This is a genomic window from Kitasatospora sp. NPDC048662 (genome assembly GCF_055587065.1).
Genome location: NZ_JBVJHA010000005.1, coordinates 364,839 through 387,767, shown reverse-complemented (window position 1 = coordinate 387,767; position 22,929 = coordinate 364,839). Strand labels below are relative to the sequence as shown.

17 protein-coding genes are annotated in these 22,929 nt (G+C 72.0%); 12 read left to right on the top strand and 5 right to left on the bottom strand.

Going from position 1 to position 22,929, the window contains the following annotated elements; all coding sequences use genetic code 11:
* Positions 1 to 276 precede the first annotated feature (276 nt).
* Positions 277 to 4,995 carry a multicopper oxidase domain-containing protein gene (locus tag ACZ6R9_RS17645; protein ID WP_465538797.1) on the top strand — a complete coding sequence of 1,573 codons (4,719 nt, stop codon included), beginning with the start codon at positions 277 to 279 and terminating at the stop codon, positions 4,993 to 4,995.
* 52 nt (positions 4,996 to 5,047) lie between these two features.
* On the opposite strand, the gene ACZ6R9_RS17640 is transcribed toward ACZ6R9_RS17645, so the two are convergent.
* Both ACZ6R9_RS17640 and ACZ6R9_RS17635 read right to left on the bottom strand, forming a co-directional pair.
* Positions 5,048 to 6,445 (bottom strand): NAD(P)/FAD-dependent oxidoreductase, encoded by a 1,398-nt coding sequence (locus ACZ6R9_RS17640; RefSeq protein ID WP_465538796.1) that lies wholly within the window; start codon positions 6,443 to 6,445, stop codon positions 5,048 to 5,050.
* A 164-nt stretch (positions 6,446 to 6,609) separates the two neighbouring features.
* A complete protein-coding gene (locus ACZ6R9_RS17635; protein WP_465538795.1) occupies positions 6,610 to 7,323 on the bottom strand; it encodes a TetR/AcrR family transcriptional regulator in 714 nt (237 codons plus the stop codon).
* 237 nt (positions 7,324 to 7,560) lie between these two features.
* Here ACZ6R9_RS17635 and ACZ6R9_RS17630 point away from each other — a divergent pair, with 237 nt between their 5' ends.
* The 4 genes from ACZ6R9_RS17630 to ACZ6R9_RS17615 are packed head-to-tail and all read left to right on the top strand — an operon-like array spanning position 7,561 to position 13,076.
* Positions 7,561 to 8,787, top strand: a complete 1,227-nt coding sequence (locus tag ACZ6R9_RS17630; protein WP_380485262.1) for an MFS transporter — start codon at positions 7,561 to 7,563, stop codon at positions 8,785 to 8,787.
* Positions 8,788 to 8,819: 32 nt separating this feature from the next.
* Complete coding sequence (locus tag ACZ6R9_RS17625) at positions 8,820 to 10,586, top strand: glycoside hydrolase family 3 protein (protein WP_465538794.1); 1,767 nt, start codon at positions 8,820 to 8,822, stop codon at positions 10,584 to 10,586.
* Positions 10,587 to 10,611: 25 nt separating this feature from the next.
* Positions 10,612 to 11,673: a 5'/3'-nucleotidase SurE gene (gene surE / locus ACZ6R9_RS17620; RefSeq protein ID WP_465538793.1), complete on the top strand. Its 1,062-nt coding sequence runs from the start codon at positions 10,612 to 10,614 to the stop codon at positions 11,671 to 11,673.
* A 20-nt stretch (positions 11,674 to 11,693) separates the two neighbouring features.
* Positions 11,694 to 13,076 carry a carboxylesterase/lipase family protein gene (locus tag ACZ6R9_RS17615; protein ID WP_465538792.1) on the top strand — a complete coding sequence of 461 codons (1,383 nt, stop codon included), beginning with the start codon at positions 11,694 to 11,696 and terminating at the stop codon, positions 13,074 to 13,076.
* A gap of 25 nt (positions 13,077 to 13,101) precedes the next feature.
* On the opposite strand, the gene ACZ6R9_RS17610 is transcribed toward ACZ6R9_RS17615, so the two are convergent.
* Complete coding sequence (locus ACZ6R9_RS17610) at positions 13,102 to 13,542, bottom strand: MarR family winged helix-turn-helix transcriptional regulator (protein ID WP_380485254.1); 441 nt, start codon at positions 13,540 to 13,542, stop codon at positions 13,102 to 13,104.
* 70 nt (positions 13,543 to 13,612) lie between these two features.
* On the opposite strand from ACZ6R9_RS17610, the gene ACZ6R9_RS17605 reads away from it, so the two are divergent.
* Genes ACZ6R9_RS17605 through ACZ6R9_RS17590 form a run of 4 tightly spaced genes read left to right on the top strand, consistent with a single transcriptional unit; the run spans position 13,613 to position 17,413 of the window.
* Entirely contained in the window at positions 13,613 to 14,569 is a 957-nt protein-coding gene (locus tag ACZ6R9_RS17605) for an SDR family NAD(P)-dependent oxidoreductase (protein ID WP_465538791.1), read from the top strand.
* The gene (locus tag ACZ6R9_RS17600) at positions 14,566 to 15,432 is read left to right on the top strand and encodes an amidohydrolase family protein (RefSeq protein WP_380485251.1); all 867 of its coding nucleotides are present in this window, start codon (positions 14,566 to 14,568) and stop codon (positions 15,430 to 15,432) included. Before ACZ6R9_RS17605 ends, ACZ6R9_RS17600 begins: the two co-directional genes overlap by 4 nt.
* Positions 15,433 to 15,449: 17 nt before the next feature.
* Complete coding sequence (locus ACZ6R9_RS17595) at positions 15,450 to 16,937, top strand: acyl-CoA synthetase (RefSeq protein WP_465538790.1); 1,488 nt, start codon at positions 15,450 to 15,452, stop codon at positions 16,935 to 16,937.
* Between the two features lie 20 nt (positions 16,938 to 16,957).
* Positions 16,958 to 17,413 carry a MaoC family dehydratase gene (locus ACZ6R9_RS17590; RefSeq protein WP_380485247.1) on the top strand — a complete coding sequence of 152 codons (456 nt, stop codon included), beginning with the start codon at positions 16,958 to 16,960 and terminating at the stop codon, positions 17,411 to 17,413.
* Positions 17,414 to 17,687: 274 nt separating this feature from the next.
* On the opposite strand, the gene ACZ6R9_RS17585 is transcribed toward ACZ6R9_RS17590, so the two are convergent.
* Positions 17,688 to 19,025 (bottom strand): tetratricopeptide repeat protein, encoded by a 1,338-nt coding sequence (locus tag ACZ6R9_RS17585; RefSeq protein ID WP_465538789.1) that lies wholly within the window; start codon positions 19,023 to 19,025, stop codon positions 17,688 to 17,690.
* A 117-nt stretch (positions 19,026 to 19,142) separates the two neighbouring features.
* Here ACZ6R9_RS17585 and ACZ6R9_RS17580 point away from each other — a divergent pair, with 117 nt between their 5' ends.
* The 3 genes from ACZ6R9_RS17580 (at position 19,143) to cyaB (ending at position 21,756) form a co-directional block, all read left to right on the top strand.
* Positions 19,143 to 19,487, top strand: a complete 345-nt coding sequence (locus ACZ6R9_RS17580; protein WP_465538788.1) for a hypothetical protein — start codon at positions 19,143 to 19,145, stop codon at positions 19,485 to 19,487.
* Positions 19,488 to 19,802: 315 nt separating this feature from the next.
* A complete protein-coding gene (locus ACZ6R9_RS17575; RefSeq protein WP_465538787.1) occupies positions 19,803 to 21,182 on the top strand; it encodes a hypothetical protein in 1,380 nt (459 codons plus the stop codon).
* A gap of 4 nt (positions 21,183 to 21,186) precedes the next feature.
* Positions 21,187 to 21,756, top strand: coding sequence for a class IV adenylate cyclase (gene cyaB, locus ACZ6R9_RS17570; RefSeq protein ID WP_465538786.1), 570 nt, complete (start codon positions 21,187 to 21,189; stop codon positions 21,754 to 21,756).
* A gap of 194 nt (positions 21,757 to 21,950) precedes the next feature.
* On the opposite strand, the gene ACZ6R9_RS17565 is transcribed toward cyaB, so the two are convergent.
* Entirely contained in the window at positions 21,951 to 22,928 is a 978-nt protein-coding gene (locus ACZ6R9_RS17565) for a Gfo/Idh/MocA family oxidoreductase (RefSeq protein ID WP_465538785.1), read from the bottom strand.
* Between the last annotated feature and the right edge of the window lies 1 nt (position 22,929).

The window sequence follows — 22,929 nt, the reverse complement described above, 5'->3', positions numbered from 1 at the left end:
CAGGCCGGGCGGCGATCGCGCCCAAGTTGCGGATGATTATCGCACTTTGTGTGTGCGCTGCGGAGCTGATGTGCCGTCATGACGGCTTCATGACAGGAATGTCATCTTCCGAGGCCCGCCCGGCGGCCGTCCCCACACTGGGGGCCGCATCCGCCGCAGCTCGTGGCCGGCCGGCGGCGCGGCCCCGCACACCCCCGTGGCACCCGCCGCTCCCGCCGAGCCGGAAGGGACGGACCCGCGCGACGGCGGCCGGGTGCCGACGGAAGGAGAAACGGCGTGCTCACGCGCCACACAACGAGGCCGCCGGGCCGCAGGCGGCGGCACCTCGTCGCCATGGCCGGCGTCTGGGCCGTGGTGGCGGCCCTGCTCGGACTGCCGCCGACGCAGCCCGAGCAGGCGGCCGCCGCCGCCCCGTCCGGGCCGACCGACCAGAGCAAGGTCCCGCACTACTTCGGCCCCTGGCCGAACTGGGCGAACAGCCCGCTCACGACGTCCCGGGCCAAGGTCACCATCCACAGCAACGCCACCACCGTGGCCGTGGGCAACCCGCTGACCGCCCGGGCCTACGCCACCGACTACGCCACCCCGAAGGGCCAACTCGGGCCGGTGCTCGTCATCCTGACGAGCACTCCGCTGCCCTCCGGCACCCTCAAGGGCTTCCGCACCTGGAACCAGACCACCCCGGGCGGCAGCCCCAGCACCTCCGAGGGCGGCCTGTTCCACGGCTACGTGCTGCACCCGACCGGCACCGCCGACCAGTACACGGTGATCGCCGACAGCGGGCCGCGCACGGTGCCCGCGCCGGGCAACACCGCCGGCGAGGTCACCACCTACGACATGCCGGACACGCCCGTCCAGGCCGGCGACCTGATCGCCTTCTACGGCGAGGGCGTCCCCGTGGACACCGGCGTGGGGCAGCCGACCGACACCCTGGTGTACCCGGCCGGCGCGGACAACAGCACCAGCCCGCCGACCGGAGTCGCCCCCGCCAAGGACGCCACCCTCACCGTCGGCGCCCCCGGCTGGGAGCGCTACGCCACCCAGGACCGGACGTACTCCTTCGGCGCGCAGGTCGCGCTGGCCGCCGGCGGCAGCGGCGCGGAGGCCACCGCCACCGTGGACCCGCGCACCGGCGGCATCGCGAGCATCGAGGTGACCACGCCCGGCCACGGCTACGCCGAGGGCGCGACCACCGTCACCGTCGAGGGCGGCACCACGGCCGCCACCGCCACCGCCGCCATCCAGCAGACCCGCAGCGTGGTCGACTACAAGGTCGGCGCGGGCGGCAGCGGCTACGGCGGCTTCGAGGTCGCCGTCACCGGCGGCGGCGGCAGCGGCGCCACGGCCACCGCCTCCGGCGGGGTGGCGGCCGTGACCGTCACCGACAGCGGCGCGGGCTACACCATGCCGACCGTCGACTTCGACCTGCCCGCCCAGCCGGACGGCACGGTCGCCAAGGGCCACGTCGACCCGGCCGACCTGACCGCGAGCGGCGGCGTCACCAAGGTGATCGTCGACGACCCCGGCACCGGCTACACCGCCGCGCCCGGCGTCACCATCCGCAACGGCACCCTGGCCGACCCGATCGCCGGCGCCACCCCGGCCGCCGCCGCCAGCGGCCTGAAGCTGCTGACGCTCACCGTCGACACGCCCGGCTCCGGCTACGCCTCGACGCCCGACGTCACCATCACCGACCCCACCGGCCACGGTGGTTCGGGGGCCACGGCGAGCGCCGTCACCAACCTCGGCGCGATCAGCTCGATCAGCGTCACCAGCCCCGGCGCCGGCTACCTGACGCCCGGCATCAAGAAGTTCCAGGACAAGCTGCCCGTCACCTGCAACCCCGGCGCGAACGGCACCGGCTGCCCGGACGTCCAGCAGCTCGCCGACCCGAGCACCGACCCGGCGGCGAAGTTCATCCCCGAGGCGGTGCCCGAGACCGTCACCACCGGCGGCAAGCAGGCCGACCAGTACGTCATCGGCCTGGTGCAGTACCGCACCCGGTTCTCCTCCGACCTGCCGCCCACCCTGGTGCGCGGCTACGTCCAGCTCTCCACCGACGCGGTGCCCGGCCGCAAGGTCCCGCTGTACAACGAGCTGATGGACGGCACCCGGCAGCAACTGCCGTACACCGGCGTCGCCGCACCGCAGTGGATGGGCCCGCTGATCGCCGCCACCAAGGACCGGCCGGTGCGGGTGGTGTTCCGCAACCTGCTGCCCACCGGCGCCGCCGGAGACCTGTTCCTGCCGGTCGACAGCACCGGCATGGGCGCCGGCATGGGCCCGATGACGATGCCCGCGCCCGGCAACAGCTCCACCGTCACCGACGAGGTGCGCAACCCGCCCTGCACCAACGCCAAGTCCGGCTGCTACACGGACAACCGGGCCAACCTGCACCTGCACGGCGGCATCACCCCGTGGATCAGCGACGGCACCCCGCACCAGTGGATCACCCCCGCGGGCGAGCACACCGACTGGCCGCAGGGCGTCGGCGTGCAGAACGTGCCCGACATGGTGGACGGCTCCGGCGCGACCCTGTGCGCCGCCGCCGACGACGGCTGCTCGACGTTCTACTACACGAACCAGCAGAGCGCGCGGCTGATGTTCTACCACGACCACTCCTACGGCATCACCCGCCTGAACGTGTACGCGGGCGAGGCCGCCGGCTACACCATCACCGACGACACCGAGAAGGCCCTGATCAGCAGCGGCACCATCCCCGACGCCGCGTCAACCCTCCCGCTGCTCGTCCAGGACCGCACCTTCGTGCCCGACGACCCCCAGCTCAAGGACCAGTTCGACGCGGGCGGCGACCGGGTCTCCTACGGCCAGGACCCGACCTGGGACGCCAAACGCTGGGGCGGAAAGGGCAGTTTCTGGTACCACCACGTCTACATGCCCGCGCAGAACCCCGGCGACTCCAGCGGCATGAGCTCCTACGGCCGCTGGATGTACGGGCCGTGGTTCTGGCCGCCGGCCGGCAACACCACCTACGGGCCGATCCCCAACCCGTACCACGACCCGCACTGCAAGCTGGACGACCCGACCACCTGGCAGTACCAGGTCGCGCCCTACTGCGAGCCGGAGCAGATCCCCGGCACCCCGAACATCTCCATGGGCATGGAGCAGTTCAACGACACCCCCATCGTCAACGGCGTCGCCTACCCGAAGCTGACCGTCCAGCCGAAGACCTACCGGCTGCGGATGCTCAACGCCGCCAACGACCGGTTCTTCAACTTCCAGTGGTACACCGCCGACCCGAACCAGGGCGACGGCACCACCGAAGTCGCCCTGAACCCCGACGAGTTGAAGGCCGCCCAGACCGACCCCAACGTGTCGCCCACCCCGAAGGACGCGCACAACGCGGCCGCCGGGCCGAGCTGGATCCAGATCGCCAGCGAGGGCGGCTTCCTGCCCGCCCCCGCCGTCATCGACGGACAGCAGCCGACCACCTGGATCACCGACCCGACCCGCTTCGACGTCGGCAACGTGGACAAGCACTCGCTCGTCCTCGCCCCCGCCGAACGGGCCGACGTCCTGGTCGACTTCGCGAAGTTCGCGGGCAAGACCCTGATCCTCTACAACGACGCGCCCGCCGCCTACCCCGCCCGGGTCGCCTCCTACGACTACTACACCGGCGCCCCCGACCTCGCTCCGGCCGGCGCCCCGAAGATCATGCCCGGCTACGGCCCCAACACCCGCACCGTCATGCAGGTGACCGTCGCCAACACCACCCCCGCCCCCGCGTTCAACCTGTCGAAGCTCCAGGCCGCCTTCCGCCACCACGCGGACGGCTCCGGCGTCTTCGAATCCGGCCAGCACCCGGTGATCGTCGGCCAGTCGGCCTACAACTCGGCCTACGGGACCAGCTTCGCCGCCGGCAGCAACTGCAACGCCGCGGGCTCCACCCAGAACAACTGCGACGGACTGGTCCGGGTCAACGACACCACGGCGTTCAACTTCAACACGCTCAAGGCGCCGACGTCGAAAACCACCCTGCCACTGCAACCCAAGGCCATCCACGACGAGATGAACGCCACCAGCTTCGACCCCTACGGCCGCATGCAGGCCACCCTCGGCGTCGAAGCCCAACCACCCACACCCGGAGCCCAGAACGTCACCCTGTACCCCTACATCAACCCACAGACCGAACTGATCGACGGCACCTCACTACCGAGAGGAGACGTCAAGGTCACCCCGATCGGGAACGCCGCCGACGGCACCCAGATCTGGCGGTTCACCCACAACGGCGTGGACACCCATCCGATCCACTTCCACCTCTACGACGTCCAAGTGCTCAACCGGGTGACCTGGGACAACATCATCATCCGGCCGGACGCCAACGAACTCGGCTGGAAGGACACCGTGCGGATGAGCCCACTGGAGGACACCATCGTCGCGCTGCGCCCGGTGGTGCCCACGGTGCCCTTCGAAGTGCCCAACTCGGTACGGCTGCTGGACCCGGCGATGCCGGCCGGTGACACCTCGATGTTCAACAACACCGACCCGCAGGGCAACCCGACCGCGGCGATCACCAACCAGCTGGTCAACTTCGGCTGGGAGTACGTCATCCACTGCCACATCCTCAGCCACGAGGAGATGGACATGATGCGGCCCGAATCGCTCGCCCTGCCCCCGGCCAAACCCGACGGGCTGAGTGCCGCCGTGGTCGGCCAGGGCAGCAACGCCAAGGTCCAGCTCCAGTGGCAGGACAACTCGATCACCGAGACCTCGTTCACCGTCCAACGCTCCACGGACGGCACGAACTGGGCCGACGTCGGGACGATCGCCTCGCCGCTGGACCAGCCCAACATCCACCAGAGCCGTACCTTCGTCGACATGACCTCCTCGGCGGCGAACGCGTACAGCTACCGGGTGGTCGCGCTCAACGCCGTCGGCTACGGCGGGCAATTCCCGAGCATGACCGTGAAGTCCGTCTCCGACCCGCTGCAGGTCTCCGCGGCGGGCAACGGGATCCGGCGGATTCCCGGCTGATCAACCCCTCGGGAGGGCGGGCCGGCCGGCCCGCCCTCCCGAGGGCGTTCGGTCAGCTGTCGAAGCCCAGGCCGAAACGGTCGAGGGTGCGCAGCCACAGGTTGCGGTGCCCGGCGTTGGCGTCGGCCCGGGTGAGGGCCCACTGGGTGATGCCGATGCCGACCGAGCGGACCGGCTCCGGCGGGAACGGCAGCGGCTTGCGGCGGACCATCTCCAGGGCGGTGCGTTCGGTGCGCTCCCCGGCGAGCAGGTCGAGCATCACCTCGGCGCCGAACCGGGTCGCGCCCACGCCGAGGCCGGTGAAGCCCGCCGCGTAGGCGACCTTCCCCCGGTGGGACAGGTCGAAGAAGGCCGAGAACCGGGTGCAGGTGTCGATCGCGCCGCCCCAGGCGTGGGTGAAGCGCAGGCCCGCCAACTGCGGGAAGGTCCGGAAGAAGTGCCGGGCCAGGGTGGCGAAGGTCTCCGGCCGCTGGTCGCGCTCGGCACTGACCCGGCCGCGGTACTGGTGGACGACGTCGTAGCCGCCGAACAGGATCCGGTTGTCGGCGGACAGCCGCACGTAGTGGAAGTGGTTGGCGCTGTCGGACCAGCCCTGCCGGTTCTGCCAGCCGACGGAGGCGAGCTGGGCGTCCGTCAGCGGCTCGGTCATCAGCGCGTAGTCGTAGACCGGGACGGTGTACGGCCGGTGGCGGCGCAGCAACGACGGGAAGGCGTTGGTGGCGAGCGCGGCGCGGCGGGCGGCGATCCGGCCGTAGGGGGTGCGGACGGCCAGGCCGCCGGGGGTGTCGGCGAGGGCGGTGGCGGGCGTGTGCTCGTGGATGCGGACGCCGAGGTCGAGGCAGGCGCGCTTGAGGCCCCAGGCGAGGCGGGCCGGGTCGAGCATGGCGACACCCTCGCGGTCCCAGAGGCCGCCGAGGAAGGTGGGGGAGTCGACCTCGGCGCGTACGGCGTCCCGGTCGAGGACGTCGAGGTGGCTGCCGTAGCGGGCCGCGAGCGTGGCGAACTCCCGCAGTTCCTCCACCTGGTGGGGCTCGGTGGCGACGCTGAGGGAGCCGCTGCGTTGCCAGTCGCAGTCGATGTCGTGGCGGCGGACGGTCTCCTGCATGGCCTCCAGGTTGGCCTGTCCGAGGCGTTCCAGGGCGGCGAGTTCGCCGGGCCAGCGCTGGTGGCCGTTGGCCAGGCCGTGGGTGAGGCTGGCCTCGCAGAAGCCGCCGTTGCGGCCGGAGGCGGCCCAGCCGGCCTCGCGGCCCTCGATCAGCAGCACGTCCAGCGAGGGGTCGCGCTCCTTGGCGATCAGCGCGGTCCACAGTCCGCTGTAGCCGCCGCCGACCACCAGCAGGTCGCAGCGGGTCTGGCCGACCAGGGCGGGTTCGGCCGCGGGCCGGTCGGGGGAGTCCAGCCAGAACGGTACGGGTTGGGCGTCCCGGAGGGCGTGGACGGGGTCGGCCATGGCGGTGCTCCTTCGGCGTGCGGGGGGACGCCGGGCCCCGGAGCGGGGGAGCGGGGCCCGGATGCCGTCATCTGACCGTTCCCTGCCGTTCAACGTCAATGGCGTTGACATAAGGGACGGGACGACGCCGCGGATCCCGGTGGGCGGCCGCTCGCGTCCGGCCGTCAGCCGCGTGGGCGGGCGGCGTCCGGCAGTGGCGCGCGGGCGGCGTCCGGCAGTGGTGTGCGGGCGGCGTCCGGCAGTGGTGTGCCGGCGGTGGACAGCGCCCGGTACAGCCGGTCCAGGTAGGCGTGCAGCTGGCCGGGCATGTCCACGGACTGGTCGAGCACCCACTGGAGCTGCAACCCGTCCATGACGGCGAGCAGTTGGCGGGCCTCGGCCGGGCAGTCGGTGTCCGCCCGCAGTTCGCCGCCGGCCACTCCGCGGTGCAGTGACTGGGCGGCGTCGGCGGTCAGGGTCCGGTAGCGGCGGGTGAAGAAGGCGTGTGCGGGGTGTTCCGGGTCGCCGGACTCGCCGACCAGGGCGTTGAACATCCGGGTGCGCTCGGGCCGGTCGGCGTTGTGGGCGGCCAGGTCGACCAGGCGGTGGAACCATTCGGCGACGGTGGCGCACTCCTCGGCGAAGAACTGCTCGACGTCGTTCTCGTCGCTGGCCTCCAGCACCGAGACCAGCAGCGCCTCCTTGGTGCGGAAATGGTGCAGCAGACCGCCCTGGGTCAGGCCCGCGTCCTTGGCGATCCGGGCCAGCGAGGTGCCGCGGAAGCCGAGTTGGGCGAAGTGCGCGACGGCGGTGTCCAGGATGCGGGTGCGGCGCTCGTCGCCGACCGCGTAGCTGCCGCGCGGGGTTCCGCGGCGGGTCGGCCCGTGCTTCACGTCCATGACTGCCACCTTAGCCAACCCTTCACGGAGCCCCGCATGGCGTGACCCAGGTCACAAAATGAATACCTACTGGCCACTCGGTTTTCATGCTTTGCTGGTCCGGCCCCGCCGCCGTGCCCGTCCGGGCCGGACGGCCACCTGACGTGCCGTCCGTTCGCCGTGCCGCACCCCGCGCGGGGCACCCCCACCCTTCCCCCTCCCGCCGCACGGGACCGTGGCCACCCCAGGAGGCCGGTCATGACCACCGCCGACGACGTCGTTTCCCACCCGAGAACCGCCGGCCGGGCGCTGCTGCCGATGCTCACCCTCGGCAACTCCGCGCTGTACCTGGTCTACCTCGGCGTGGGCGGCGTCCTGCTGCCCGCCCAGATCGAACTGCTCGACCCGGACGGCAAGGTCGGCAGCCTCGGCCTGGTCTCCGGCGTCGCCGCCGTGTTCGCCACCCTGCTCAACCCGCTCGCCGGACTGCTCTCCGACCGCTCCGGGCGCCGCAACCCGTGGATCCTCGGCGGCGGCCTCGCCTCCTTCGGCGCGCTCGCCCTGCTCGGCCAGGTCCGCACCATCCTGCTGGTCACCCTGGTGTGGTGCCTGGTGCAGGCCACCATGAACTGCTTCCAGGCCGCCATCACCGCCGTGGTCCCCGACCGGGTGCCCGCCGAACGCCGCGGAGTGGCCTCCGCGATGGTCGGCATCGGCACCCCGATCGGCTCGGTGGTCGGCATCCTGCTCGCCGCCCACTTCGTCCCCGACAGCCTCGGCACCGGCTACCTGCTGATCGGCGCCGTCATCGCGCTCGCCGCCGTGCTGTTCACCGTACTGGTCCGCGAAGAGCGCCCGACGAAGACCGAACCCGTCCCGCTGCGCCGCCAACTCGCCGCGTTCGCCGAGACCTTGAAGGTCGCCGACTTCCGCTGGGCGTTCATCGGCCGGTTCCTGATGATGCTCGGCTTCTTCGCCGTCTCGCTGTTCCAGTTCTACATCCTGCAGGACCACATCCGGCTCCCCGACGGCATGGACGCCCCCGGCGCCCAGACCTACCTCGCCCCGGTGGACGCGGTCTCCACACTCGCCGCCACCGTCTTCGGCGGCTGGCTGTCCGACCGGCTCGGCCGCCGCAAACCGCTGATCGCCATCTCCTGCGTCCTGGCCTCCGCCACCATGGCCATCCCCGTCCTGATGCCCACCTGGACCGGCATCCTGCTGTACACCGTTCTCGCCGGGATCGCCTTCGGCTGCTACATGGCCGTGGACACCGCCCTGGTCACCCAGGTGCTGCCGAGCGCCGCCGACGCCGCCCGCGACCTGGGCGTGCTGAACATCGCCAACGCCGGGCCGCAGATCCTCGCCCCGCTGGTCGCCTCCGCGGTGGTCGGCCTGGCCGGCTACGACGCGCTCTACCTGGCCGGCGCCCTGATCATCCTGGGCGGCGCGCTCTCCGTCGTCCCGATCCGCGGCGTCCGCTGACCGCCCCTCACCCCCTGTACCGGAGAAACACCATGCACCACACCGTCCTCCCCTACCAGGACCCCGCCCGGCCGGTGGACGAACGCGTCGAGGACCTGCTCGGCCGGATGACGCCGCAGGAGAAGGCCGGCCTGATGTTCCACACCATGCTGCCGATGCACGCCGACGGCAGGCCCGTGGAGGACGGCGACGACAGCGACTTCCCCGCCGACACCACCGGCCTGATCAGGGACCAGGGCCTGAGCCACTTCAACCTGGTGGGCACCGCCGAGCCGCGCCGGATCGCCGAATGGCACAACGCCGTCCAGGAGATCGCCCACGGCACCCGGCTCGGCATCCCGGTCACCCTCTCCACCGACCCCCGCCACTCCTTCACCGCCAACATCGGCGCCTCGATCCGGGCCGGCGCGTTCTCCGCCTGGCCCGAGCCGATCGGCCTGGCCGCCGTCCGCGACCCCGAACTGGTGCACCGCTTCGCCGACATCGCCCGCCGCGAGTACCTCGCCGTCGGCCTGCGGGTCGCCCTGCACCCACAGCTCGACCTCGCCACCGAACCGCGCTGGTCGCGGCAGACCGGCACCTTCGGCTCCGACGCCGCCCTCACCACCGAACTCGCCGAGGCCTACATCCGCGGCCTGCAGGGCGAGCGGCTCGGCCCGGACAGCGTGGCCGCCATGGTCAAGCACTTCCCCGGCGGCGGGCCGCAGAAGGACGGCGAGGACCCGCACTTCCCGCACGGCAAGGAACAGGTCTACCCCGGCGGGATGCGCGAGCTGCACCTCGCCCCGTTCCGGGCCGCCGTCGCGGCCGGAGCCGCCCAGATGATGCCCTACTACGGGCAGCCGATCGGCACCGACTGGGAGGAGGTCGGCTTCGGCTTCAACCGCGGCGTGGTCACCGGCCTGCTGCGCGAAGAGCTCGGCTTCCAGGGCATCGTGTGCACCGACTGGGGCCTGCTCAACGACGACGAGATCTTCGGCGAGCCGCACCGCGCCCGCGCCTGGGGCGTCGAACACCTCACCCCGGCCGAACGCGCCGCCAAGGCGCTCGACGCCGGCGTCGACCAGTTCGGCGGCGAGGAGTGCCCCGAACTGCTGCTCGCCCTGCTGCGCGACGGGCGGATCACCGAGGAGCGGCTCGACACCTCGGTGCGACGGCTGCTGCGGGAGAAGTTCGTCCTCGGCCTGTTCGACGAGCGGCGCTACGTGGACCCCGACGCCGCCGAACTGATCGTCGGCAACCCGGAGTTCCGCGCCGAGGGGGCCGCCGCGCAGCGCCGCTCACTGACCGTCCTGGTCAACCGCGACGGCACCCTGCCCGTCACCCGACCCGCCCCCCGGCTCTACACCGAGGGCCTCGACCCGGCCGCCGTCGCCCGGCACGGCCGGGCCGTCCAGGACCCGGCCGCGGCCGACCTCGCCGTGCTGCGCCTGTACACGCCGTACGAGCAGCGCCCGAACCGCTTCGAATCGCTGTTCCACTCCGGGCACCTGGACTTCCCGGAAGACGAACTCGCCCGCATCCTCGCCGTGCTGGACGCCGTGCCCACCGTGGTGCTGATCAACCTGGAACGGCCGGCCGTGCTCCCCGAGATCGCCGAGCGCGCGCACGCCCTGATCGCCGACTACGGCGCGCAGGACGACGCCCTGCTCGACGTGGTGTTCGGCCGGGCCCGCCCCGAGGGCCGCCTGCCGTTCGAACTGCCGCGCTCGATGGCCGCCGTGGTGGCCTCCCGCCCCGACGTGCCCAACGACACCGCCGACCCGGTCTTCGCGTTCGGCCACGGCCTCGACCTGTGACCCGCGGACAGAGAGGGAACCTCACGTGAGACGCACCGCCCGCCGCCTGCTTGCCGCCGCCACCGCCGCCTGCACCCTGGCCGTGACCGGCTCCGCCGCCGCCGCGCCCGACGCCCCCGCACCGGCCGCCCGGCCGCTGGCGGGCCTGCGGGTGCTGCTCACCAACGACGACTCGATGCGGGCCGCCAAGGCCTCGCAGTCCGACGGCCTCGGCCTGTACGAGCTGCGCCGCGCCCTGTGCGCGGCCGGCGCGGACGTGGTGGTGATGGCGCCCTGGCAGGTCCAGTCCGGCAGGGGCACCGCCGTCAGCAACGGCGGCACGCTGGCCCTGGCCCGCCGCGGCGAGCTGCCCGCCGGGTACGGCGGGGACTGCGCCGGCGCCCCGTCCGGCGGGGCCGTGTACGGGGTCTGCCTGGACGACGCCTGCCGGCCCGGCAGCCCCTCCGCCACCCCCGTGGACACCGTGCACCTCGCCCTGCGGGCCGCCCTCGCGGACCGGACCGGCTGGTCCGGCGGGCCCGACCTGGTGGTCTCCGGCATCAACTCCGGGGCCAACGTCAGCGCCCAGGTCAACGACTCCGGCACGGTCGGCGCGGCGCTCGCCGCCCTCGACGACGGCGTCCCGGCGCTCGCCTTCTCCACCACCGGTGACGACAGCGGCGAGTACTTCCCGACCGCGGACTACCGGGCCACCGCCGACTACGCCGCCCGCCTGATCGCCGGCCTGCGCGGCCACGACCTGCTCAGCCGCACGTTCGCCCTCAAGGTGGACTACCCGGACATCACCGCCGGCCGCCCGGCCGGGCCCGCCCGGTGGACCTCCGTCGGCCACGGCCGGGAGATCTGGCACGCTTACCAGCCGACCGCCGGCGGCGCCTACACCATCGGCCTCGGCTGGTGCGAGGGCCGGCCCGGCGACCGCTGCACCGAGACCGTGCCGGACGCCGACGCCACCGCGCTGCTGCGCGACAACCGGATCTCCGTCACCCCCGTCACCCCCGACCGCACCTACGGAGCCCGCCCGGCCGACCCGGCCGAGCTCAACCGCGTCCGCCACTACGTCGAACATCAGGGACCCACCCCGTGACCCGTCCAGGAGCAGAACAGATGACCGTCGTCCCCACCCGCAGCGGCCCGGTGCGCGGTGAGCGCCGCGCCGACGGGAGCGCGCGCTTCCTCGGCATCCCGTACGCCCAGCCCCCCGTCGGGGCGCTGCGGTTCGCGGCGCCCGTGCCGCCCGAGCCGTGGAGCGAGGTGCGCGAGGCCACCGCGTACGGGCCGACCGCGCAGCGCCGGCCGTTCGCCGAGGTCACCACCATCCCCGAGCCGACGATCCCCGGCGCGGGCACCCTCAACCTGAACGTCTTCACCCCCGCCGCCGACCCGGCGGCCGGGCTGCCGGTGCTGGTGTGGATCCACGGCGGCGGCTACGTCGCGGGCAGCGCCGCCAGCCCCTGGTACGACGGCGCGGCCTTCAACCGGGACGGGGTGGTGCTGGTCACCGTCGGCTACCGGCTCGGCGTCGAGGGTTTCCTGTACCTGCCGGACGCGCCCGACAACCGGACGGTGCGGGATTGGGTCGCCGCCCTGGAGTGGGTCCGCGACAACATCGCCGGCTTCGGCGGCGACCCCGCGAAGGTCACCGTCGCCGGGCAGTCGGCGGGCGGCGGTGCGGTGCAGACCCTGCTGGCGGTGCCCGCGGCGCGCGGGCTGCTGCGTGCCGCGATCTCCGCCTCCGGCGCGGTGCTCGAACCCGACGCCCCGGCCGTCGCCCGGGCGCTGGCCGAGCGCACCGGAGCGGTGCTCACCGCCGCGGCCCTGCGGGACGCGAGCGATGAGCAGCTGCTCGCGCTCCAGGACGCGCTGGGCGCCGACGGCGACCCGCTGCTGGCCCTCGCCCCGTGCGTGGACGGCGAACTGGTGACCCGCCCGGTGGCCGAGGCGGTCGCCGAGTCCGAGGTGCCGCTGCTGCTCGGCTTCACCGCCCACGAGTTCGCCGCGCCCGGGCCGGCCGCGCCGGGCGGCCCCGAGGTGGACGCGATGCTCGCCGCGCTCGGCCTGGACCCGGAGCACGCCGCCCGGTTCCACGCCGAGCAGCCGCAGGCCGGCCCCGGCGAGGTGCTCACCGACTGGCTGTTCCGGGCCCCCGCGCTGGCCCACGCCGAGGCCCGGGTCGCCCTCGGGCGCCCCACCTGGCTCTACCAGTTCGAGTGGACCGGCACCGCCCCCGGCCGCGCCGGTCAGGCCTACCACTGCACCGACCTGCCGTTCGCCTTCGACGTGCTGGCCGCCGAAGGCGTTGAGGAGGCCCTCGGCGCCCGGGCCCCGCAGGCCCTCGCCGACGCCGTGCACTCCGCCTGGGTGGCCTTCGTCCGGGACCTCGACCCGGCCTGGCCGCCCTACCGCGACGGCCGCGCCACCATGCGGTGGGGCTCGGAGGCGCGGGTCGAGCGCGACCCGCTGCGGGCCGTCCGGGAGATCTGGGCGTAGGCGCCGCGGTCCCGGCCGGCGGCGGTCAGAGCAGCGGGTCGGCGAGGCGGCGCAGCAGGGCGAGGAGCGTCGCGCGGTCGGCGGCGTCGAGCGGTTGCAGCAGGTCGTCGGTGACCCGGCGGCTGTCGCCGTCGGTGGTGCGCAGCAGCTCGCGGCCGCCGTCGGTGAGCACCACGATCCGGCTGCGGCGGTCGGCCGGGTCGGCCCGGCGTTCGGCCAGGCCGAGGCGCTGGAGGTCGTCGAGGAGGGCGACGACGGCGCTCGGGTCGTAGCCGACGCGGTCGGCGAGTTCGCGCTGGCGGGCGCCGTCGACGGTGGCCAGGTAGCGCAGGATCGCGTAGTGGCGCAGGCGCAGGCCGTGCTGTTCCAGGGCGGCGTTGAACAGACTGCCGGACCGCTGGCCGAGCCGGTAGAGCAGATAGCCGGCGTCGCTGTGCAGGCGGTGCATCCAGGGGGCGTCACTCATGAGGGCCATCATGCCCGGAAAGCTGGTTCGCAGCAATCATTGACAACCGCAATGGTTGTTCCTAACTTCAATGGGCATGGACAACGAACCCTCCTCCGCCCCCACCACCCGCCTCGACCTCACCGGCAAGGTCGCCGTCGTCACCGGCAGCGGGCGCGGCCTCGGCCTCGCCTACGCCACCGCCCTCGCCCGGGCCGGCGCCGCCGTCGTGGTCAACGACCTGGACGCCGACATCGCCGAGCAGGCCGCCGCCACCATCCGGGAGGCCGGCGGCCGGGCGGTCGCGCAGGCCGCCGCGGTCGGCACCTCCGAAGCCGCGCAACTCCTGGTGGACCGGGCCGTCGAAGCCTTCGGGCGGCTCGACGTGATGGTCACCAACGCGGGCATCCTGCGCGACAAGGTGCTCTGGAAGATGACCGACGACGACTTCGACGCCGTCATCGCCACCCACCTGCGCGGCACCTTCACCTGCGCCCGCGCCGCCGCCGTCCGGATGCGCGAACAGGGCGACGGCGGCCGGCTGATCATGATCGGCTCCCCGGCCGGGCAGCGCGGCAACTTCGGGCAGACCAACTACGCCGCCGCCAAGGCCGGAATCGCCGCCATGGTGCGCACCTGGTCGATGGAGCTCGGCCGGGCCGGCATCACCGTCAACGCCGTCGTCCCGGTCGCCGCCACCGCGATGACCGAGACCATCCCCGCCTTCGCCCCCTACATCGAGGCGATGAAGCAGGGCGCGCCGCTGCCGGACTTCCTGCGCAAGGGCGAGGGCTTCGGCACCGCCGAGGACTGCGCCGCGCTGCTGCCCTTCCTCGCCTCCGACGCCGCCGCCGGCATCACCGGCCAGTGCATCGGCATCGGCGGCGACAAGCTCGCCCTGTGGTCGCACCCGCAGGAAGTGGCGACCGCGTACGCCGACGGCGGCTGGAGCCCCGAGACGATCGCCGCCACCTGGGCCGGCTCGGTCGGCCGCGAACCGCAGAGCGTCGGCATCCCCGCCCCGGCCGTCCCCGGGAGCGCGAAGTGAACCTGGCCGAGCTGACCGCGATCGACGTCCACACCCACGCCGAGGTCTCCGCGCACGGCCACGCCTCGCTGGACGAGGAACTGAACGACGCCTCCAGCGGCTACTTCAAGGTGGCCGGCGAGCGCAAGCCCACCGTGGCCGAGATGGCCGCGTACTACCGGGAGCGGAAGATGGCCGCCGTGGTGTTCACGGTGGACGCCGAACACGCCACCGGCCGCCCGCCCGTCCCCAACGAGGAGATCGCCGAGGCCGCCGCCGCCAACGCCGACGTGCTGATCCCGTTCGCCTCGATCGACCCGTTCCGCGGCCGGGCGGGCGTCCGTCAGGCCCGGCGCCTGGTCGAGGAGTTCGGCGTCAAGGGCTTCAAGTTCCACCCGAGCATCCAGGCCTTCTTCCCCAACGACCGGCTCGCCTACCCGCTGTACGAACTGATCGAGGAGACCGGCACCGTCGCCCTGTTCCACACCGGCCAGACCGGCATCGGCGCGGGCGTCCCCGGCGGCGGCGGCATCCGGCTCAAGTACGCCAACCCGATGCACGTGGACGACGTGGCCGCCGACTTCCCGCACCTGAAGATCGTCCTCGCCCACCCGTCCTTCCCCTGGCAGGACGAGGCACTGGCCGTCGCCACCCACAAGCCCGGCGTGCACATCGACCTCTCCGGCTGGTCCCCGAAGTACTTCCCGCCGCAGCTGGTGCAGTACGCCAACACCCTGCTCAAGGACAAGGTGCTGTTCGGCTCCGACTACCCGGTCCTCACCCCCGACCGCTGGCTCGCCGACTTCGCGAAGCTGCCGATCAAGGACGAGGTCCGGCCGAAGATCCTCAAGGACAACGCCGCCCGGCTGCTCGGGCTGAGCTGAAAGGGCCCCATCCGCCCATGCGCAACGAGGGAATCGGCTCCTGGCCCGCCCGCCGGGCCCGGAAGACCCCGCACCGCACCGCCCTGCGCCACCACGGACGCACCTACACCTACGCCGAGCTGCACGAGCGCAGCACCCGGCTGGCCCACGCGCTGCGCACCGCCGGCGTCCGGCGCGGCGACCGGGTCGCCCACCTCGGACCCAACCACCCCGCCTTCCTGGAGACGCTGTTCGCCGCCGGACTGCTCGGCGCGCTGTTCGTCCCCCTCAACACCCGCCTGGCGCCGCCCGAGATCGCCTACCAGCTCGACGACTGCGGGGCCCGGGTGCTGATCCACGCGCCCGGCTGCGCCCCGCTGGTCCCGGCGGGCGCGGTGCCGGTGGTGGTGGAGACCGGGCCGGCGTACGAGGCCTGGCTGGCCGGGGCGGACCACACCCCGATCGACGAGCCCGTCGGCCTGGACGACACCTGCCTGATCATGTACACCTCGGGCACCACGGGCCGTCCCAAGGGCGCCGTGCTCACCCACGGCAACATCACCTGGAACGCGTACAACGTCCTGATCGACACCGACCTGGTCGCCGACGACGTCGCCCTGGTCTGCGCCCCGCTGTTCCACACCGGCGGCCTCAACATGCTCGCCCTGCCGGTCCTGCTCAAGGGCGGCGCCTGCCTGCTGGCCGAGTCCTTCGACCCGGCCGGCGTGCTGGAGCTGATCGCCCGCGAGCGGATCAGCTTCATGTTCGGCGTGCCGACCATGTTCGACCTGATGGCCCGGCAACCCGGCTGGGACGGCGCCGACCTGAGCAGCCTGCGGATCCTCAACTGCGGCGGCGCCCCCGTCCCGCGACCGCTGATCGACACCTACCTGAGCCGCGGCCTGGCCTTCCTGCAGGGCTACGGCATGACCGAGGCCGGGCCCGGCACCCTCTTCCTGGACGCCGAACACGCCGTCAGCAAGGCCGGCAGCGCGGGCGTCCCGCACTTCTTCACCGACGTGCGGCTGCACGGCCCCGACGGGCGGGAGGTCGGCCTCGGCGAGGTCGGCGAAGTCGTGGTCCACGGGCCCAACGTCGGCCCCGGCTACTGGGGCCTGCCCGAGGCCACCGAGCAGTCCTTCCACGACGGCTGGTTCCGCAGCGGCGACGCCGCCCGGGCGGACGCCGACGGCTACGTCACCATCGCCGACCGGCTCAAGGACATGTACATCTCCGGCGGCGAGAACGTCTACCCCGCCGAGGTGGAGGACGCCCTGCTGGCCATGCCCGGCGTCGCCGAGTGCGCCGTCTACGGCGTCCCCGACGCCAAATGGGGCGAGGTCGGCCGGGCCGTGGTGGTCCCCGAAACCGGGGCGGACCTCGACCCCGCGGCGCTGCTCGCCGCGCTGAGCGGGGTGCTCGCCAAGTACAAGCTCCCCCGATCGGTGGTGCTCGCGCAGGAACTGCCGCGCACCGCCTCCGGAAAGATCCTCAAGCACCGGCTCCGTGCCCAGCACGGCAGCTGACCCACCGAAAGGCAACACCCATGGCACTCACCGTCAACGGCCTCGACGAGCTGAAGTCGCTGGCCGGCGCCGACCTCGGCACCAGCCGCTGGCTGGAGGTCACCCAGCAGCGCATCGACACCTTCGCGGACGCCACCGACGACCACCAGTGGATCCACACCGACCCCGAGCGGGCCGCCGCCGGCCCGTTCGGCGCCCCCATCGCGCACGGCTACCTGACGCTGTCGCTGTTCATCCCGCTGTTCACCGAACTGCTGGAGGTCGAGGGCGTCACCACCAAGGTCAACTACGGCCTGAACAAGGTCCGCTTCCCCTCGCCGGTCAAGGTCGGCTCCCGGATCCGCCTTGTCGCCCGGCTCGCCGAGGTCGAGGAGGTGCCGGGCGGGGTGCAGATCACCGTGGACGGCACGGTGGAGATCGAGGGCGCGGCCAAGCCGGCCGCCGTGCTGCAGAGCGTCTCCCGGTTCTACGCCTGACGCCGACGACACCCAGAGCGCCCGAACAGGGGCGCTCAGGGTGCCCCAGGCGGAGCCGAGGGGACGGAACCGCGCGAGCAACAGGCGCCCGCCGGCAAGGTCGCGATCGACGGCACGTCATCGCCCATCTGGGAATGAATGAGCTTGGCCCGACCAGCGGCTGAACCGCACCACAGCACGGGCCCCGCCTTTGTCCTCCCCATGCGGGTGGTCGGGGCGGGGCCTTTGTCGTTTCCGGGGTCTCCCGGTCGCGCTGCGAGGCTTCGCAGAGTATCTACGCGGCGAGGTGCACCGGAACCAGCGTCCGAGCCCGTTCGTACAGGTTGCGCGCGTACTCGTTCCGAGGATGCGCAGCCAGCAGCCCCATCATGATCCGCACCCGGTCGTCTGCACGTCCGCTCTGGACCTTCGGGTAGTCGTCCAGAGCAAGGTGCCACGTGCGGCATGCTTCCTCCAGGTGGCCGAGCTGGAGTTGTCGTTCCGCCAGAGTGGCACGGTGACGGACACGGCCGCGCTGGTAGACGGAGTAGCGCAGGCGGTCCGATTCGAGCATCGCCGCAACGGAACCGCTTACGTCCTTGATGGCGTAACGGACTTGCGCTACATGGTAGTTGAGCGAACTTGGGTCGTATGATCCGAACGCTCTGCTCTCCGACTCCGCGACGTCCATTGCCCGTTCTGCGTCTGCGAGGTGGCGAAGTGCTGTGTTGGTGTCGCCTGAAACTGCGGCTGCATGCGCCTGCTGGCCGGCGAGGAACGCCCGCATCCTCGGGCCCGCCACGGGAGACGCTGCCGCCGCAGCGTCGGCAAGTTGCATTGCCCGTCGCCCGTGCCCAAGGTCGACCGCTTGCACGCTCATCCCGCGGAGGGTGGTGCAGTAGGTCAAGTGATCTTCGGCGACCCCGGCGAGTTCAAGTGCCTTGACGTAGTACTGCTGCGCGAGGCCGTGCAGCCCTTCGTCAACCGCCATGTATCCCGTCAGGTAACACAGGTCGCTGGCGGCAGACATCATCGCCTTCCGCACGGCGTCCGGGGCTTCGGCGCGAAGGTACGGCCCCACGGTATTGACCAGGTAGCTGGCTGCCATCGGGCGCGCGGCCCGTCCGCCGAACTCGTCGTCAATGCTGCTGAGACGCTCGGTCATTGCGATGACGGATGCCACCTCGGGCATCCCTATCCGGATGGTCTGGCCGCGCTGAATGGACTCAGCTCGGGCAAGAACGTCTTGCCAGCCGGGAACGGTCAGCGCGACGGCGAACAGGCTTGCGCCGAGCACTCCACGGCGCGAGGGGTCCATGTCCTGCCTCCCCAGTTCGATCAACCCTTCGACAGTACCTGTAGGGGCGGGTTGGTCGGCGGGTGGCGGGAAGCCCGCTTCTGCGCGGGTCACGAGTCGGCCGAGCCGGCGAGTCAGGGCTTTGAGGATCGCAGTCTGGGCCGGGGGCTCGGGAACCGTCCCGCCGAGCCATTGGGAGACGGAGGGTTGGCTGTACGTCGTCGGTCGGCCGTTCTCAGTGCCGACCGCGTTCACGGCCCGCGCAAACGCGCTTTGTGTGTACTGACTGTCAGTCAAGAGCGCTGCTAGTAAACGGTTTGGCTTCCGTTCTGCCATGGGTGGGACTTCCCGCTCTTATGGGTCTTATATCTCCCGACGCCTGCGAGCCTGGCGCGCAGCGTGGTCATGCGGTTGCGTAGAGCCAAGGAGCTAACCGGCAACCAAGGGGCCATCGTGGCAAACCGCATGCTGCGCGGGATCGTCAAGGAACGGCGCAGGGAGGCAATCGAGGCGGGCGAAGCCTTGCGCGAAGTCTTCGAGGAGATCGGCGTTCCGCTCCCGGGGCTCACCATCGACCCGCGGGAACCGGTCACGGGTGATGTGCGAGTGAGTCCGGGGCGAATCGCGGCGAACGACGTGCTGATGGTCGTTGGCGTGCTGAGGGATGGGCTCGCCGCCCGCGATGCCGCGGCCAACTCGGTCACTCCGATGCCCTGTCCCAAGGTCGGTGACTTGGTGGTGGACACGACGGCGGGCCGGTGCGGGGGCGCTCGCCTTCGCCATGCTGGCATCGGATGACGGGGTGCGGTGGGTGGCGTGCTTCGTCGCCCTGGCGGTCGCGATGGTCGGTTGCTCGTTCGGCCCGGACTGGTTCGAGTCGTGGCAGCGCCGCAGACGGGCCCGCACCGGCGCCCCGAGCCGCTGACTCCGAAGCGCCGTTCACAGATTCCCGCCAACGCCAGTCGCCACCTTCACGGACACCGCCCTACCCAACGGGCGGTGCCGGTTTCGGCGTCGGACAGCCGAGATCGGCAATCCCGCCCCGGGCGCACAGCACCAGCCCCCGCGCCCGGGGCGGTCATCAATCGCCAACTCGATTCACGGGGTGGGAAGTTGAACGGTTCGAAGTTCGCCACCGAGGAGAAGGCCAACGCTGGCTACCTGGACGTGGCCGCGAACGCTCACGGCGAGGAAAAGGGACTGCTGACCTACCAGGCGTTGCAGCGGATCGACACGGAGCGCCCGCGTGTGGTCGAGATCGGCCCCGGAGGCGGCTCCGCCGTGGACTACCTTGCCTCGCGGCTCGCCACGGACAGCAGGGGCGGAACGGTGGATCTCACGCTGGTCGAAGTTCCCGGAGTGCAGTCCGCGACGTTGGCGGATGCCATGGTGAAGTACCGGAAGTCCGGCGGTCCGGTGGAGTTGATGGCTGGGTTCGCACAGGATCTCGGGTCGCTGCTTTCCGAGCCGGTGGACGTGATCTCGGCGTCCGCGCTGATGCACGAGGTGTACAGCTACGGCGGCGGGTACGGCGGACTCCACGACGTGATACGGACCCTGCCGACCGTGCTCCGGCCGGGGGGCCTCTTCGCGTACCGCGACGTGTACGCCGTCGACGCCGAGTCGCTGCACGTCCGGGTAACTCAGACGTACGACCGGCGACCGTGGACCCAGTTCCTGCGCATGTTCCTGCCCTTGTACCTCAGCGACGGAACGCACCCCTACCACGGTGCCCACGACGAAGTGGTGATCCGGCAGGACTCCCGACTCGCGCCACTGCGGGACATCGCCCCTGACCGCCCTGTGATCGTCGGCGCCCCGGTGGGGGTCTGCCGCGAGGTTCAGCGGCACTTCATCACGATGCGCGACTATGCGTGGCGGTCCGGTGTGCTCGGCTTCTCGCCCTACCTCGACGGCCAGTTGGCGGCCGACTGGAACAGCCGGCGCGCCGGACACAAGCAGGTGCACTACCGGCTGACGGAAAGCCGCCTGTCCGAGTCGCAGCGCGGCATGATGCTGGCGCTCAGCGAGCCGTTCGGAGACCACCTGACGGTGGACGGCGACGTCTTCGACATGTGCTCGGACATTGCCCTGTCCCGCTTCCTGGCGCTTGCCGAAGCCGGCGACGACCAGTGCCGCCCGGTATGGGAGGCGTGGTGCGTCCGTGAAGGTCGAGAGACGTACGCCTACCTGACGCTGGACGCGCTGCTGTCCGCGGTCGCCGTCAGCTCCACGGAATCGACCGGCAGCGACCCGACCATCCTCATGCCGGTGCACGTGTCGGACGTGACGCGCCGCAATCGCACCTACTACAACCGGTACTTGCAGCGCACCCTGTCCAATCCGCTGCGCGACGCCAAACAGCTCGTGCTTTTCTCGAACATTCGGCTGTCCGACACGGACCGGCTCCAGTCGGCGATGGACGCCATGCAGCGATGGTGCAGTCGCTCCACGCTGGCTCGCGTGTACTCGGCGGCCCGTACGGCAGGATGACGTCATGTCAGATTTGACGGAGATCGAGCGCAAGCGGGAACTCCCCGACCGGCAGGCACTGGCGGAACTGCTGATCGAACTCGGCTACACGGCCGACGCGCCCGTGACGGAGGTGGACACCTACTACAGCCGACCGGACGTGGACTACATGGCGACGGTCGAGTGCCTGCGGGTCCGCCGCCGAGACGGTGCCGCGGAGGTGACGTACAAGCCCGCGTCCACCGGGACCACGCACAGTACGGACGACGTGGTGTCCAAGACCGAGACGAACGTGATCCTCGCCGAAGCCGACCAGGCTGCCGCAGCCGAACGGCTGCTCGCCAACATCGGCATGCGTGAGCTGGTGCGTGTGGTGAAGACCCGGGTCACCTACCGGCACCCCGACCTGCCGGGCGTGACCGTGAACATCGACACCGTCGGCGGGGCCGGGGTGTTCGTGGAAACGGAAGTCCTTCGGGACACCGCCGCCGGCGCGGTCGAGCTGATCGGAGAGGTGGAGAAGTCGTTGGGGATCTTCGGGAACTCGACAGTCTCCCTCCCGTACCGCGATCTGGTCATGCGGGCGGGAAGCTGACTTCAGCCCCGATGCTCTGTGCGTGGGACGCGTCCGCATGGGCAGTGGCGGACGGGGCCTATGTCGGCTGCCCTCGCCGCAGTGCGACAGCCCCGTCCGGTTCATCCGGGCGGGGCTTCTGCATGTCAGGGATTGGCACTCTCACGACGTGCAAGGGCGTGGGGTCCACCCCCAGCGCCCATGCTTGGACGCCGTCACGCGGGCGAGGGGGCGGTGGCGAGCTGCTGCTCCAGGTCCGCCAGGGTGCGGTAGCAGGGCAGCACCTGGGCGAGCGAGGCGTTGGGCTCGCGGCCCTCGCGGATCGCCGCGACGAACTCGCGGTCCTGAAGTTCGATGCCGTCCAGGGAGACGTCGACGCCGCTGACGTCGATGGGTTCGTCCGCGCCGGTCACCAGGTCGTCGTAGCGGGCGAGGTAGGTGCCGGTGTCGCCGATGTAGCGGAAGAACGTGCCCAGCGGGCCGTCGTTGTTGAAGGACAGCGAGAGGGTGCAGATCGCGCCGCTCGCCGCCTTCAGCTGGATCGACATGTCCATCGCGATGCCCAGCTCCGGGTGGATCGGCCCCTGGATCGCGTTGGCCTGCACGATCGGCGAACCGGTCTGGTAGGCGAACAGGTCGACGGTGTGCGCGGCGTGGTGCCACAGCAGGTGGTCGGTCCAACTGCGCTTGTGGCCGAGCGCGTTGAGGTTGGTGCGGCGGAAGAAGTAGGTCTGCACGTCGAGCTGCTGGATGGCCAGTTCGCCCGCCGCGATCCGCCGGCGCACCCACTGGTGGCTGGGGTTGAACCGGCGGGTGTGCCCGGCCATCGCCACCAGGCCGGTGCGCTCCGCCGCCGCCACGCACTCCTCGGCGTCCGACAGCGCGGCCGCGACCGGGATCTCCACCTGCACGTGCTTGCCCGCCGCCAGGCAGGCCTGGGTCTGCGCGGCGTGCAGTGGCGTCGGCGTGGCCAGGATCACCGCGTCCACCTCGTCCATCGCCAGCACCTCGTCCAGGCTGCCGGCGGCCCGGGCGATGCCCTGCTCGGCGGCGAACCTGCGGGAGCTCTCCAGCGAGGAGGAGACCGCGACGGCCACCTCCACGCCCTCGATCCGGCGCAGGGCCGCCGCGTGCTTGGCGCCGAACGCTCCGCCGCCGGCCAGGGCGATCCGCAGGGGCTGCTGGGTGGTCATC